Source organism: Bariatricus sp. HCP28S3_F11, from assembly GCF_052065395.1.
Lineage (GTDB): Bacteria > Bacillota > Clostridia > Lachnospirales > Lachnospiraceae > Allocoprococcus.
Genome location: NZ_JBQHUC010000047.1, coordinates 1 through 14,713, shown reverse-complemented (window position 1 = coordinate 14,713; position 14,713 = coordinate 1). Strand labels below are relative to the sequence as shown.

Below are 14,713 nucleotides of genomic sequence, written 5' to 3'. Positions count from 1 at the left end.
AAAAAGCGCGCCGTAATTACAGGCACGTACAAAGAGACATCATTATGGAACTGATATAATAATTCGCTGTTTTTGTGCAGGAGACAGGAACTTTATTTTGCGAGACGACACTTCACGTCCTTCGGGAGTGTAATAATTCCAGCTCTTCTTACGGAAAAGCGGATTTTTGTGCTGTGTGTATCCTATTGGATACACGGGCTCATTCGTACCAGCGACATATCGCATCATTTTGGATTTACCAAAACGGGCTTTTTCAAACTCCGTAAGCTCTCGCCCTGTTTTCACAAGGCGGTTGCCTGTGCGAGTGCTAAGCCTGTTTGTCAGCAAGGTCATGACTGTGCGGTTAAGGGAAGCACAATCATGATTAACATGTGTGGCAATACAGTAGTAATTCTGCATGCCAGTGACCATACTGTTATAGAGTCTGATTTCACCCTGTTCGCCATATATTTTGCGAGGGTGAGCAATTCTCTTTGCCTGTTCTTTTAGCTTCTCCCTTTTGTGCTCCAGATTTTTATCTGCGATATGAGATATAACCACGAGTTTGTTGCCCTTCCTGTGCACTTTCATTTTGAATCCGAGAAAATCAGAATAATGATTTCTTACATTTACAATCCTCGTTTTCTTTTCAGAAATTTCCAGTTTGAGCCTTTCTTTCAGCCACAGAGTGACTGCACATTTGGTGCGTTCAGCAGAGTCCTTAGTCCTGCAAAAGATTCGAAAATCATCTGCATAGCGGACAATGAACATTTCCTTCAGGTTAGATTTCTTAGCCTGTCGATAGCCATTGTCGGGTCTGGTATTCCGTTTGCAAATCGGACACCATTGCCATTGACTTTCCACCCAGTGGTCTAATTCGTTAAGCACGATATTAGCCAGGAGTGGCGATATGATACCTCCCTGTGGGGTTCCTTTGTCGGGCGTGATAAAAGTCCCGTCCTCCAGTTTGATAGGTGCTTTGAGAATTCGTCTTATGACAAAAATCAACTTCTTGTCATGAATACCCATAGCCCATATGCAGTTTAGCATGGGCGGTTTCATGAATAGCAGTCTTTAAGGTCTGGCTTTCACTGAGTCCTTTTTTGATCACGATCTCCTTATCTGCATTGTGATAATATCCATTGGCATTGCCATCGATCTCATCGAATCGTATCTGCACTGGGGATATTTTCTGAATAGCCTGCATGAAAGAATCAAAATTCTGTACAGCTGCAGTCAGTAATTCCGGTGCCAGTGTCTGGATTGGTTCCCCGGATGTCTGAGCAATATCAAAGACGGTAACTGCTTTAAAATGCGGAACTGTAACTTCCACCTGTTCAGTCTTAGGTTTTCCATCAGTTCCCATGATCGGTCGCTGATTTTCATCCAGAACCTCTTTTTCCTTCATTTTCTTATATGGTGCCGGTGCAATGATTGTAATTCCTTTTTCCCCTTTCATGACCTGTCTACCCATGGACTGCCAGTTTTTGTAACTGGTAACAAGTGTGGCATCCGGTCGTTGCATGGCGATCAGCATTGTATTATTAAAGGAATAATTGTGAAACTTTGCCATGGTTTTAAGAAATTCCTGATAGCGGTTACTTGTAAAAAGTTCTTCCACACCGGATTCCAGTGACTGCATAATGCTGTCCATATCTTTTCCCTGGACCGGCAGTGGAATAGTAGTAGTCTTGTTTTGTTCTGTCATAATACTCCTTTCCAAAAACGCCCCACGACATTGTGTTTATGCCGCAGGGCTTTTTATTAGTTGACGTGATGATTATTTTTTATTAAAGTTCCATATCATGTTTCTTTGTTTTCGGTTTCTGATCTGGCTGTTCTTTTCCTGTTTTCTCTGTTTTTGCAGCCTGTGCTTCTTTTTCTTTCTGACGTTCTGTGAATCTGTCAGCTTTTTCAAAGACGTGATCCTTTGTATCAAAGTGATAGACATCATTGGTAAGGCGTTCTGCAGGTGCTACCTGACTGCCATTGTCATCTGCGATATAGGCTTCCCAGCCAGTCTTCGGATCTTAAAGAAGCCATTGCAATATCGCCCATTGTATGGATTCCATAACCGGCTAGTTTTTTTTCAGTCCGGGATCCAATCCTCCAGAAGTCACTTAATGGTTTATGATCCCATAGCTGCTCTCTGTAAGAGAATTCATCCAGGATTCCAATATGGTCATCCACATGCTTTGCTACGATATCCATTGCGATCTTAGCAAGATACAGATTGGTTCCCACACCAGCGGTTGCAGTGATACCTGTTTCCTCCATAACCTCCTGCATAAGCTTTACCGCCATTTCTTTTGCAGTGAGATGATAAAGCTGCAGATAGTTTGTCACATCAATAAAACACTCATCGACACTGTACACATGGATATCTTCTTTTGAGACGTACCGCAGATAGATTCCATAGATCTTTGCGGAATAATCCATATACAGCTGCATCCTTGGCATGGCTGTGATGTACTTCACACAATCCGGTATCTCATGGATCCGGCACCGGTTCTTGATGCCAAGAGACTTCATAGCCGGAGTGATTGCCAAACAGATTGTTGACTTTGATCTGGTCGGATCTGCAACCACCAGGTTTGCTTTAAATGGATCCAGTCCACGTTCTACGCATTCTACAGAAGCATAAAAGGACTTCAGATCAATACAGATAATAGAAGTCTGATCCTGACTCACATTGCCACCTCCCATACGTCTTTCCTCTTTTTGTAACATGTATCCCATTTTAACTATCAATGACTATCTATCTTTCCTGTTTTCTTCAATATACAGGAAATTCATTTCACATATTCATTGACAAAAGAGGAAATATTGTGTATCTTATAGGAAAGATGTTTCCCTTATCTGTGATTCACATTATAGGAGAGATATTTCCCTTTGTCAAGATTAATTTTAAATTTTAAGGAAACACATTTCCCGTTTTGCCTTGAAGCGGCTAATGAAACTTATAAGACAAGGCTTAGAAAGAGGTATGTTTATGACATTCGGTGAAAAAGTAAGATCATTAAGAAAAGAAAAAAAGATGAGTCAGCAGGAACTGGCCAGTATGGTTGGTGTTTCATATAGGACCATTCGATCCTGGGAAGTAGAAGGACGTTTTCCAAAACAAAATGTTCTGTATCAGAAACTGGCAGATGCATTACAGTGTGACGTTTCTTATCTCATGAGTGAGAATGAAGCTTTTATCACAGAAGCATCCGAACAGTTTGGTAACCGTGGTGCCAGACAGGCTCAGCAGATTCTGGAACAGGCTGCAGCTATGTTTGCCGGTGGATCACTGACAGACGAAGATAAAATAGCTTTTATGGATGAGATCCAGAGCCTTTATCTGGATTCCAAAAGACGTGCAAAGAAATTTACACCGAAAAAATATCTGAAAAACCAAGAGGAAAAATAATAGAAGGCGGGATTATTGTACACCTAATCTGTTACCTTATAGTTACAAGGATATTTCTGCCCTTTTTATTTTTTACTTTTGAGGTGATTTATTTGAGAAACACTTACATATATACAGAAACAAAGAAATTAATCAAGAAATATGGAACCCGAGATCCATTTGAGATCATGGATCAGATGAACATTGTGGTCGGTGAAACTTCCAGATATAAGACACTGAAAGGCTATTGCTTCATGAGCTGTAAGACAATCTATGTCATGATCAGCAGTTTCCTTTCAGAAGAAGAAAAGATGATCGTTGCCGCCCATGAATTAGGGCATATCATCCTACATCGTTCCCAGCTGAAAATGGCTCCAATGCAAGATGATACCCTCTACAATATGACAGATAATACAGAATACCAGGCCAATCTGTTTGCTGCCGATCTTCTGATTAATGATGAGGAGATCGAAGATATGGTTCAGAACGAAGACCTGGATTATTTCGGACTCTGCAGCTCTTTGAATGCGACTCCGGAACTCATGAGCTTTAAACTATACAGCCTGACAAAACGAGGCCAGGCTTATCATATGCCGATGGAGATACAGAGTAATTTCCTGGCGAAATAATAGCGGATAAGATTATTCTACAATAGAAAAGCTATAGATTTAGCTCACTGAAAGGAGGATCATTTATGTCAAGACATCATATAGAAAAGGTAACTTGTCCTTCCTGCCATCATGAGGGGGATTTTGAGCTCTGGGACAGTATTAATACTGCACTGGATCCTGAAATGAAAGAGAAGGTACTTAATCAATCTATTTTCCTTTATACCTGCCCGAGCTGTGGAGAGACCTTTCGTTTAAACTACTCCACACTCTATCACCAGATAGGCAACCGGCATATCAAGATAATCAACCTTGTTCATTTTTTCTCCGTCGATAGAAATTACTCCCGTATAATTTTTATCATAATTCGAAAGTATATTCAAAAGGGTAGTCTTTCCAGCTCCATTTCTTCCAACAAGTCCATAAATACAAGTATTTTCAAATGTATAGTTTAAGTTCGAAAAAACGACTGTTTCACCATATTTTTTAGTTAAATTTGAAATCTGAATCATAAAATTTCTTTTCCTCTCAAATCCATTTTCGTCAATCCGACTACTAACAATCCCATAAAGACTGCCGTGTTCACAAATAAAAGTACAACAACACTTTTTACCACTCCGAAAGTAAAAAGTATTGAGAAAACTTCTACTGACAATACAATAAAACACATATAATTTGTCAAATACTCTGTTATAATTTCTCCATAATAATTATTCATCTGTAATTTGGCATAGATAAAAGGTTTTAATAAATAACGGATTATAATACAAATAACCGGACAAATAAAAATCCAATTTTTATTCACCAAAGATGTTGCCACACCTTTACTCCATTGTACCGGAATTTCTGTCGGCAGCTTAGAATAAGACAATGTCCCAATAATCAAGCATAGTACGGTAATCGTTATCCAAGTAAGCATACTTCCCCATATATACAAAAAGCTAACTGAATCCAGTTTGAAAACAGTTTGATTATCTTTCCAATAATCCTGCAACTCTGTTACATATTGTTCTACCTGTAATTTTTCATAACTAATACTTTCTTCACCCAACATTTTTTCGCACATGCGTTTTGCCTTATTCAAATCAGTAATCTGACTATTTAATATTTCATTCTGCCTCTCAAGCGTTTCCTGCAATGTTACTTTTCCAGATATAATGCTTCGTATATCCTCAATAGAAATTCCTAATGTACGCAGATATGCAATCTTCTTTATATTTTCCACATCATTTTCTGAATAATCTCTATAACCATTACTTTCGTTTCTTGAAGGCTCAATGAGTTTTTCCTTTTCATAAAAACGAACATTAGAACGGGATAAACCTGTTCGTTCTTCTACGTCTTTTATTTTCATGTTATGCACTCCTTTCAAGCAACTCTATTTTATCTTAAGAATAAGCTATAAACAAGGTTTACAGTCAAGCATTTATCCAAAATCTCTTCTCTTTTAGTTATAAATCAATTCAGCATTCACAACCTCTCTTGCTCTACTCCAAATATTATTCATTTCTCCTACCCAACGACTTGACATTTTCTATTTACAATTTCATAACCATAGGGATAGCGACTGGAATTTTGATAAGAAAAAAAAGCAGTCAATCCTAAGACTAACTGCTTTGTGTGTATTGAATATTCTCGTCACCGGAAACCTTGATTCCGGAATTTTGGAAACCGACATTCCGGAGGAGGGAAACTCTTTGATTGGCTTGTTTACCACTTATCAGGTAGTGCGGTATTGTCAAGCCCAGAGCCGCTTTGCGGTGCTGTAGCAGGCTTTACAATGCCGCAATATCTGATAGGATTTCACCAGTCAATCATTGATTCTGTGGTTTCCTTCTGACCGGACAGCACGGACACAAACGCCGGAATATTCATGTATGGATATGAAATTGTCAAAATTGAAATTCACAATATTAATTGAGAGGCAGAAGCTTCTTCATTTTCACATTCTGCATAATCAATATTTTTTACATTTCTTTGAGTGGCATATTGAACAATTCGTTCTTGAATTATTTCATATATAGTTATTTTCCCACATTCAGGACATATTTTTGTTGGTACATTTGTGGCATGATATATTGTGCCATCATAAACTACATCAGTTTCTGTTGTAATATTTTTTAACCATTTTTTACATTTTTGACATCTAAACATAATCGCTCTCTCCTTTAACTCCCGATTTTTCGTTCTCTGCGACTTCCCAATAAACGGGAATTTATTTGTGGCAACGTAAGGTTATTAAATTGATTTCTGGTGTATTAAACAAGCGAAAATCTAAAAAAGATATAGATGCACTTGAACCCAAACCGGCACTAATGTATTGTTGCATATCTATAATTTGATTTAAGCCTTTTACTTCATTCTGTTTTGGAAAATATCCATTTGCTATTCCAGAAGTTGGTGACGGAATATATAATGCTCCAAAAAATGGCAGTCGAAGCTGTCCACCATGATAATGACCAGCTATGGAAAGGTCATAATCTAAATATCCTAATCCATCCCAATCTGCTTGTGTCATATTCGCTTGTATGGGATAGTGATTTACTCTGATTTTCACCTGTCCATTATCACTTAATTGTTCATACCATTTTTGCAATTCCTGACCATATAAAATCACATTTTGATAGTCCTCTGTACTTTCAAACATATCTTCCGTCATTTCTAAATAATTCATTTGAATATCTGTTTGATTTAATTCAGGAACAAGCCATATACTTTCACCCTCCCTAGTAATTTCAACGGGAGAAAGTAAGACATTCACTCCACTTTCTTCTATCTCTTTTCCTATTTTTGTTAAATTGCCTGTACAGCTTCCATTTATCATGTCGATGGCAAAAGGTCCAGTATTCCCATCAACCCAAAAAGCCATTTCCTTTTTTTCAATCCCATTTATCAAATCAAAAATAGCTTGTGATGATAGCAAATCGCTTTCCTCATACTTGTTCATATCACCAGTAAACAATATACAATCATAATCTAATTGATTAATAGCAGAAAGCAAATCTAATTGATTTTCTCCGAAATACTTCCCGTGAAGGTCGGAAATTTGAAGAATACGATACCCGTCAAACGAATTGGGTAAATCATCAAGTGTGACCGTCTGTTCTGTTACAACAAACCTTTGATTATCATAAATATTCCAAACAACGCAAAAAGCAATTAGAAGAAATATAAATCTAGCCCCATCTCTGGAAACCGCATGGATACTGGGCGTAACCACAGCCTCCTGCATGCACCTTGGTCATTTTATCTATTAAATAAAGAAATACGGCAACCTTAATTTCCCAATCAAGCCACCGTATTGTCCATAATTTTCTATTTTATTTTTATATGTTTATTTCTTTTCTAGTGTGTTGACATACTGATATATAATCAAATTAAGCTGGTAAATACAGCCGTTTTGATATATACTAAAAAAAAACGGCGGTGATCCCTATGGCAAGACCTAGAAAATATGTGATTAAGCTTACAGAAGATGAATACAAGGAACTCAAATCCATAATCCGTAAGAAGGCAACATCAAAAACAATACGTTGCAGATGCCAGATACTCCTTGACATGGATGAGGCACATGGAAAAATCCTAACCCATGAGCAGAGCGCCAGGTCAAACGGCGTCTGTCTGGCAACAGTCACAAATACCGTTGCAAAATACATAAACGGCGGTGTTGATGCTGTCACTGAATTTAAAAGAAGCATAAATTCAGATAATGCAAGGCGCAAGGTTGACGGGCGCGTAGAAGCCCGGCTTATTGAGCTTGCCTGTGGGCCGGTTCCGGAAGGACACTCCCGATGGACGATCCGCCTGCTGGAGAAAGAATCGAAAGTCATCCTGGAAACACCTGTAAGCAGAGAGGCGATCAGGAATGCATTAAAAAAAACAAACTTCGACCTCACAAAAACGACTACTGGTGTATCCCGGCAAAAGAAGACCCGGAATTCATAGCCTGCATGGAGGATGTCCTTGATGTATATGAGCTTCCTTATGACCAAAAGCACCCGGTTGTCTGCATGGATGAAAAGCCTTACCAGCTTCTGGGCGAAGCCAGGGAGCCCCTGCCAATGATTCCCGGGAATGACCGTAAAACGGATGCCGAATATACCCGAAATGGAACGGTCAGCATATTTGCTTTTGTAGAACCACTTGGCGGGACACATCATGTAAGTGTACGGGAACATCGTACAGCCGTTGACTGGGCGGAGGAAATTAAGTACCTTGTGGATGTCATGTACCCGGATGCCGAAAAGATCATTCTTGTAATGGACAACCTCAATACCCATAAGCCGGCTTCTCTGTATAAGAGATATTCTCCGGATGAGGCAAGACGCATCATCAAAAAACTGGAAATACATTATACGCCAAAGCACGGCAGTTGGCTGGACATTGCGGAAATAGAGTTGAATGTAATGACCAGGCAGTGCCTGTCCCGGCGTATAGCTAACATTGAACTGCTACGCAAGGAGTTGTCTGTATGGGAAGCAGAGCGTAATACAATAGCAGCAAAGGTTGACTGGCATTTTAGGACAAGTGATGCCAGAATAAAGCTTAAGTCTTTATATCCCAGCTTTACTTCCGTCTCTTAAAAGGCGGTGGTAAAGCTAAATATCAACATGTCAATACACTAGTTCTCCATTTACCATATCTATTTGATTATTTATGTCAACCGCAATATAGTTTTTTCTGCCTAAATATTCAATAATGTCTTGTTGTAATTTCAATGAATTTCTATTGCTTTGATTCCATCTTTCTTTGTATATATGAAAATAATCATCTGCCAAATCTTCGGATTCTACCAGAATTTCTTCAGTTCTTTGAACTAATTGTACTTGATTTGAATTTTTTTGTATTTTATTACATCCTCCTAGTAGAAAACTAATGACACCAATAATGATCATTAATCTAACTTTCATACTCTTCCTCTCCAATTACAATATCAGTTATAAAAAAATCTATTTTCTTAATTTACTTAAAAATCTCTTCGCGGTTTATATTCTGGAATTTTATATGCTCCCTCACGTTCAATACAGTTTCCCAAATATATCCACTTGTCACCTTCTTCTCGGATTGTCACTTCATGTCTGAATGAACAATCTGTTCCTTCTTCCTGAAAAACAGCTTCTACTGTCAAAGTTAATGATCCATCCTCATTTTCTATACAATTCACTACTTCTGGGAAAGGTTGGAATTGTTGAATTCGATTCCATGGACCAATTGCTTCCCATGGATATACCCCCTTCACGTCATCGTATTGAGCATATATTTCCAAGGTTTCTATTGAAATATCAAAATAAGTTGTGACCACTTCTTCAAATTCTACTTTAGGAATGCCTGATGCATATTTTTTTTCATCAATTTTCTCCCCATACTTCATTGTGTATAAAAACTCAAACAAATCATTAAACTCTATATTTTCCAAACTGTTTTGATTCCAATCTACGAGGAACAGATTATTGCAAAAGTAACTAACCGGTGTAATACATTTATTTCCTAATTCTCTGCACTGTTCATCAAGTGGCAAAATTCTATAAAAAACATGCATATCCATTTCTTGATTTCTTGATAATGCCTTCTCCCATATAATCCACCCTTTATCAGTATAGTTCCAATCATATACCTGAATTTTTTCTATCTGCACAATATGTGGACTCATATTATCATCAAATGCAGCTGTTGCTGATGTTACATATAAATCTTTGTTTTTAAATTGAAGTTTATTATATATCCAAACACCACTTGTATTAATTACAAAAAATTCAGTTTCAGTATTTTCTCCTGTTTTTGCCAAAGAAAGAGCATCATCAACTTGTTTATAATTCAACATATTATAATCATGACTGCCACAGGTAATGGCAACATTCTCTTCTGCAATACTTTCGATCATTGTATGAACTGTCTCTTCTTCAAGAACAATATCTGACGCATTACCTTTATCTGCCTGACTGTATATCCTTTTGCATTTTCCAACCATTTTCCTTAAGCGATCACTAATGTCTTTTTCTTCTTTTCTCCCCATTTCAATATTTTTTAATTCATAATCATCATTTTCATCCATCACCACATTCTCTTCTTCTGTATTATTAATTATAAGATCATTTTGAGACCCATTTTTTTCACATCCGGATAATACTAAAGAAACCAAAATAATAGCCAACATTTTCTTCATTAACATTTTCACCTTTTTTCATCTCATTCCTATCGTAAATATTGATCCAATACTCTTTTATCTTTTTGAACTACATAACCACTGCCACCAATATTTTTTACATCTTCAACCATACTAATTAGCAATATTGGATTCTCAATATTAGGATCAGTTGTAAAAACTGCCATCCACCCCAATTCTGTTCCTGTTTCATCTTCTTTTGAAAGCTTTATTTCTGCCGTTCCTGTTTTTCCAGCCAAAGTGTACTCCTCTCTATGTAAACCATATCCCGTTGCTGTTGGTTCACTAATAACTTTCTTCATTGTCTCTAAAACAGTATGAATACTTTCTTTTTGAATAACTTCCGGCATCCATATATTGGGATTATAATTTGGGTTATATAGTAACGTCGGTTCAATTATATTTCCATCATTACTAAATGCGGAATAAATAGAAGCTAGATGCAATGGATTTATTAAGATTTGACCTTGTCCATATCCACTATCTGCCAATTGAATTTCTGACTTTATTCCTTCTGTATTTGAATACTGTGATATTGACATTTTAATATCAAATGGTATTTCTTTGTTAAACCCCAATTTTTCTAAAAAGCTAGTTAAATTATTTTCCCCCAGTTTAAGTGCTACTTTTGCAAAATATATATTATCAGAATATATCATTGCATTTTCCAGTGTTGCAGGTTCAGTCTCATGTAATGTGGTCACATAATAATCCCCCCATGACGAGTCTTTTTGCCAGCTTAAACCTTCGTTTCCATAATCTTCTACAGGATCAAGAATACCTGTGTCTAACCCTATCACTGCAGTAACAGGTTTAAATGTTGATCCGGGACACCATACCTGTCTGAATCGATTGTACAAAGGTTGCCTTTCATCTTCATTTAAGCTTTTCCATAATTTATCTGACATTCCCATTACAAAATCATTTGAGTTAAAAGAAGGAGTACTGACCAGTGCCAAAACTTCTCCTGTATATTGGTTCATAGCAACAGAACAACTCTTATCATCCTTAAACTGTTCATACAAGACTTTTTGCAATTCTGCATCAATTGTTAATTGAATATCCTCTCCGTTTTGAACCGGTTTATCTACAATAATATCTTTTCTGTTTCCAAATTCATCTTCGATATATATCATGCAACCATTTTGACCTTTTAATTTATCTTCATATAAACTTTCTATACCACTTCTCCCTATAACACTATTGGAATCATAACCTTTCCCTTTATTCTCTTCCAAATCTTCCGCTGTAACTTTTTGAATATATCCAACCAAATGTGACGCTGCTTCTTTTAAAGGATAGTCTCTAACTTCGATATCGTTAATCATAACACCTGGAATTGATAGTAATTCCTCTTGATTTTCCTTTAATTTTACAAGATTTTCATCCGGATTAATTTTCATTAATTCCAATTCACTAACTTTAGGAATTGTTTTTATAGGAACAAATGAATCATCTTTTACCCACTCTGCAGACAATTTGTTCTTTATCACATCAATATCCACTTCAAGCAACTCCGCAAGTTTAATTATTGTGTTTTCTTTATCCTGAATTTTACCCGGCACTAGCCCAACTGATGATGCAACCCCTTTTCCAGCTAACACTTTTCCATTCCGATCTAAAATTTGTCCTCGCTCTGCTTCTACAGTATCTATTCGTACTTTATCTGTAGACTCTAATTGCGGAAAAATAATACTATCTTTCCAAACAAGTTTATATTCAAATTTTTCTTTTATAAAGTTTACTTCATTTTGAAATTTCACTTCACCTGCAAGAGTATTAAATGATGTAAGATATGAAATCTCTTTACCATTGGATTTCTCATTTAAAATTTTAATGCTTAAATCCTTCGTTTCTAATCCTTCATATATGTTTTTATTTCTCTTTACAAATTCTTCCATAGAAATATTCGATGAATGTTCTTTAGAAATCATTTTATACATTTTTTCATATTCATGTTTATTGATATAATTCATATATTCGGTTAGCAATTGTTCAGTAGTGTTCTTATGTGTCTGTTTCGTAATAAAAAAAATCAAGCTCAATACTAAAATTAAAGAAAATATTATTAATATCAATCTACCTGTCCATTCAAATTTTTTTCTTTTCATAATTGTCTCCTGTTTCCATATCTTACCTTTGTAATATATTCTATTATCACTTTTTTGTCAATAGCCTTCTTGACGTTTCTATTTCAATGCTCTATAATTATTACGAAAGTAAGATTAAAGGAGAATAAACATGGATAAATTACCACAAATATCTGAAGCAGAATATGAAATCATGAAAATAATATGGGATGAGTCACCAATAAGCACAAATTCTATTTGTGAAAAAGTTCCATCTATACACAATTGGAGTAATAAAACAGTTCATACGTTATTATCTCGTTTAGTGTCAAAACATGTTATTTCTTATGAACAAAAAGGGCGTATGTATTACTATTTTCCCATTATCTCTAAAAATAAATATTTATCACAAGAGAACCATAATTTTTTATCTCGCTTTTATGATGGTGAAATGGCTCCGCTATTATCTTCCTTACTATCCAATGCCCAATTATCTGACAGCGATTTAAAGAATATGTATCATCTTATAGACTCTAAATTGAATGGTGGTGATGAAACCTAATGTTCTCGATTCACTTTTTATTATGTAATCTCACTATCAGTATCTTATTGGGGATAATTCTATTACTCAAAAAACTATTAAAAAATTATATTACAACTAATAGTCGGTATTATTTGTGGTACATTTTTGTATGTGCGCTTATTATTCCTTTCATACCATTCAAAAATATCGGACCACATCAATTATTAATAAAGTTACAACACTTTTTCCAACAAGATACGGGTAAAATTGTAAATACTTCTACAAAACAACTTGATGATATAAATTTATCTGTTCAATTAGGTACTTCTGATTTTGCGTCAGCTCAAGATAATTTTAATTTGTATGATCTTGATAAATACTTATTTGCAATATGGATAATCGGGTGTTTGTTTACATTAGTATATTTTATATATAATATTGTTAAAATTCATTTAATCCAAAAAAAAGCTTTTTTGATAACTTCTGAAAACGAACCAGAACTATACCAACAATACATTTCGTGTCATGAAAAATTAAAAATAAGACGACATGTCGCTTTATACGCTTCATGTAATATTTCAAGCCCTGTTTCTTACGGTCTTCTATATCCCAAGGTAATTATTCCTCAAGATATGGATATATTACTGTCTGAACAGGATGTATATTATATCTTTTTACATGAATTACAGCATTATAAACACAAGGATGCTGCATTAAATTATATAAGTTGCATTTTACAGATCATATATTGGTTTAACCCATTCATTTGGTACGGATTTCATATATTACAAAAAGATCGGGAAATTGCATGCGACAACTCAGTAATTAACATCATAGGGAAAAACAACTGTATAGATTATGGCTATACATTAATAAGATATGCTGAAAAAATGCAACACAATGCTTTTCTCTCTCCACTCTCTCGTTTAGGTGGAGAAAAAAAGGTCATTATAGATAGAATAAAAGAAATAGCAAATTATCAAAAAATTTCTAAAAAGCATAAGAGAAACAGCATTGTAATCTTAGTGTTCGCTTGTGTTCTAGTATACTGCATTAGTCCCTTATTAACTGTCTATGCATCACGAGACTCATCTTATAATTTGACTTCCCAAAATATAGATGACATAGACCTATCTTCTTATTTCAGTAAAACAAGTGGTAGCTTTGTAATATATGATATGACAAATGATAGATACAAAATTTATAATAAAGATTTAAGCACCAAACGAGTTTCTCCGGATTCCACTTATAAAATTTATAGTGGTTTATTTGCATTAGAGGAAGGTGTAATCAATTATAATTCTTCTAATCAGCACTGGGACGGAACAAACTATTATTTTGATTCATGGAACAAAGACCAAACCCTTACTACAGCTTTACGTAATTCTGTTAATTGGTATTTTCAAAATCTTGATACACAAATAGGATACCAAACACTTTATTCTTATTATAACAAAATTTCATATGGGAATTGCGATTTATCAGCTGGTATTGAAGATTATTGGTCCGAATCTTCCTTAAAGATTTCACCGGTAGAACAGGTAATCCTATTATCTGAACTTCTGGAAAATAAATGGGAGTTTGAGGAAAAAAATATTCAAGCAATAAAAGATGCCTTATTTATTTCTGATACATCCATTGGAAAATTATATGGAAAGACAGGTACTGGGTCATTGAATGGACAAAATACAAACGGTTGGTTTATTGGCTTTATTGAACACGGTGAAAATACTTATTGTTTTGCTACCAACCTTCAGAATTCCGAGAATGCCACCGGCAGTGCTGCTTCAGAAATAACTATAGAAATATTAAATTCTTTATTCTCTTAAAAATGAAAATACTTTATTCCCAAAAGCTAAGGAGGTTGATGGTAAGCGCTTTATAATCAACCGGATAGTCAAACTCTAATTTTTGTGAGATACTTCAGATACTTGGAGTAATTCACTTCATATCTGATTCTCGGAGTTACAAAAGCTACGC

14 protein-coding genes and 3 pseudogenes are annotated in these 14,713 nt (G+C 35.6%); 7 read left to right on the top strand and 10 right to left on the bottom strand.

Translation table 11 applies throughout. The features are described from left to right. Positions 1 to 42: 42 nt before the first annotated feature. From ACTNBR_RS15025 to ACTNBR_RS15015, 3 genes and pseudogenes are all read right to left on the bottom strand, one after another. Entirely contained in the window at positions 43 to 1,029 is a 987-nt protein-coding gene (locus tag ACTNBR_RS15025; RefSeq protein ID WP_441042726.1) for a reverse transcriptase domain-containing protein, read from the bottom strand. Then, positions 995 to 1,687, bottom strand: coding sequence for an ArdC family protein (locus tag ACTNBR_RS15020; RefSeq protein WP_441019042.1), 693 nt, complete (start codon positions 1,685 to 1,687; stop codon positions 995 to 997). The genes ACTNBR_RS15025 and ACTNBR_RS15020 overlap by 35 nt, the downstream gene beginning before the upstream one ends. 293 nt (positions 1,688 to 1,980) lie before the next feature. Then, positions 1,981 to 2,685 (bottom strand): annotated as a pseudogene (locus ACTNBR_RS15015) (Y-family DNA polymerase); the annotation flags it as partial. A gap of 247 nt (positions 2,686 to 2,932) precedes the next feature. Between ACTNBR_RS15015 and ACTNBR_RS15010 the strand changes: the two are divergent. The 3 genes and pseudogenes from ACTNBR_RS15010 to ACTNBR_RS15000 all read left to right on the top strand — a co-directional run. Next, complete coding sequence (locus tag ACTNBR_RS15010; RefSeq protein WP_005423558.1) at positions 2,933 to 3,391, top strand: helix-turn-helix domain-containing protein; 459 nt, start codon at positions 2,933 to 2,935, stop codon at positions 3,389 to 3,391. Positions 3,392 to 3,483: 92 nt separating this feature from the next. Then, entirely contained in the window at positions 3,484 to 3,999 is a 516-nt protein-coding gene (locus ACTNBR_RS15005; protein WP_243249598.1) for an ImmA/IrrE family metallo-endopeptidase, read from the top strand. Positions 4,000 to 4,064: 65 nt separating this feature from the next. Next, positions 4,065 to 4,214: pseudogene (locus tag ACTNBR_RS15000) on the top strand (CpXC domain-containing protein); the annotation flags it as partial. 78 nt (positions 4,215 to 4,292) lie between these two features. Here the strand turns inward: ACTNBR_RS15000 and ACTNBR_RS14995 are convergent. The 4 genes and pseudogenes from ACTNBR_RS14995 to ACTNBR_RS14980 form a co-directional block, all read right to left on the bottom strand. Beyond that, a pseudogene (locus ACTNBR_RS14995) lies at positions 4,293 to 4,400 on the bottom strand (ATP-binding cassette domain-containing protein); the annotation flags it as partial. 86 nt (positions 4,401 to 4,486) lie between these two features. Further along, positions 4,487 to 5,332 (bottom strand): MerR family transcriptional regulator, encoded by an 846-nt coding sequence (locus tag ACTNBR_RS14990; protein ID WP_195280309.1) that lies wholly within the window; start codon positions 5,330 to 5,332, stop codon positions 4,487 to 4,489. Positions 5,333 to 5,883: 551 nt separating this feature from the next. Continuing rightward, positions 5,884 to 6,132, bottom strand: coding sequence for a hypothetical protein (locus ACTNBR_RS14985; RefSeq protein ID WP_441019040.1), 249 nt, complete (start codon positions 6,130 to 6,132; stop codon positions 5,884 to 5,886). Between the two features lie 61 nt (positions 6,133 to 6,193). Next, positions 6,194 to 7,198 carry a metallophosphoesterase gene (locus ACTNBR_RS14980; protein WP_441019038.1) on the bottom strand — a complete coding sequence of 335 codons (1,005 nt, stop codon included), beginning with the start codon at positions 7,196 to 7,198 and terminating at the stop codon, positions 6,194 to 6,196. Positions 7,199 to 7,413: 215 nt separating this feature from the next. On the opposite strand from ACTNBR_RS14980, the gene ACTNBR_RS14975 reads away from it, so the two are divergent. Both ACTNBR_RS14975 and ACTNBR_RS14970 read left to right on the top strand, forming a co-directional pair. After that, positions 7,414 to 7,923: a helix-turn-helix domain-containing protein gene (locus tag ACTNBR_RS14975; protein WP_441019036.1), complete on the top strand. Its 510-nt coding sequence runs from the start codon at positions 7,414 to 7,416 to the stop codon at positions 7,921 to 7,923. Then, positions 7,848 to 8,561, top strand: a complete 714-nt coding sequence (locus tag ACTNBR_RS14970; RefSeq protein ID WP_297873543.1) for an IS630 family transposase — start codon at positions 7,848 to 7,850, stop codon at positions 8,559 to 8,561. The genes ACTNBR_RS14975 and ACTNBR_RS14970 overlap by 76 nt, the downstream gene beginning before the upstream one ends. 30 nt (positions 8,562 to 8,591) lie before the next feature. Here ACTNBR_RS14970 and ACTNBR_RS14965 read toward each other — a convergent pair whose 3' ends face one another. Genes ACTNBR_RS14965 through ACTNBR_RS14955 form a run of 3 tightly spaced genes read right to left on the bottom strand, consistent with a single transcriptional unit; the run spans position 8,592 to position 12,252 of the window. Then, positions 8,592 to 8,888 carry a DUF6070 family protein gene (locus tag ACTNBR_RS14965; protein WP_441019034.1) on the bottom strand — a complete coding sequence of 99 codons (297 nt, stop codon included), beginning with the start codon at positions 8,886 to 8,888 and terminating at the stop codon, positions 8,592 to 8,594. A gap of 56 nt (positions 8,889 to 8,944) precedes the next feature. Continuing rightward, positions 8,945 to 10,141: a DUF6070 family protein gene (locus ACTNBR_RS14960; RefSeq protein WP_441019032.1), complete on the bottom strand. Its 1,197-nt coding sequence runs from the start codon at positions 10,139 to 10,141 to the stop codon at positions 8,945 to 8,947. 29 nt (positions 10,142 to 10,170) lie between these two features. Then, positions 10,171 to 12,252 carry a penicillin-binding transpeptidase domain-containing protein gene (locus tag ACTNBR_RS14955; RefSeq protein ID WP_441019030.1) on the bottom strand — a complete coding sequence of 694 codons (2,082 nt, stop codon included), beginning with the start codon at positions 12,250 to 12,252 and terminating at the stop codon, positions 10,171 to 10,173. Between the two features lie 130 nt (positions 12,253 to 12,382). On the opposite strand from ACTNBR_RS14955, the gene ACTNBR_RS14950 reads away from it, so the two are divergent. Together ACTNBR_RS14950 and ACTNBR_RS14945 are read left to right on the top strand one after the other, a co-directional pair. Then, a complete protein-coding gene (locus ACTNBR_RS14950; protein ID WP_004613115.1) occupies positions 12,383 to 12,772 on the top strand; it encodes a BlaI/MecI/CopY family transcriptional regulator in 390 nt (129 codons plus the stop codon). Continuing rightward, positions 12,772 to 14,562 (top strand): BlaR1 family beta-lactam sensor/signal transducer, encoded by a 1,791-nt coding sequence (locus ACTNBR_RS14945; protein ID WP_117787337.1) that lies wholly within the window; start codon positions 12,772 to 12,774, stop codon positions 14,560 to 14,562. The genes ACTNBR_RS14950 and ACTNBR_RS14945 overlap by 1 nt, the downstream gene beginning before the upstream one ends. The last annotated feature ends 151 nt before the right edge of the window (positions 14,563 to 14,713 follow it).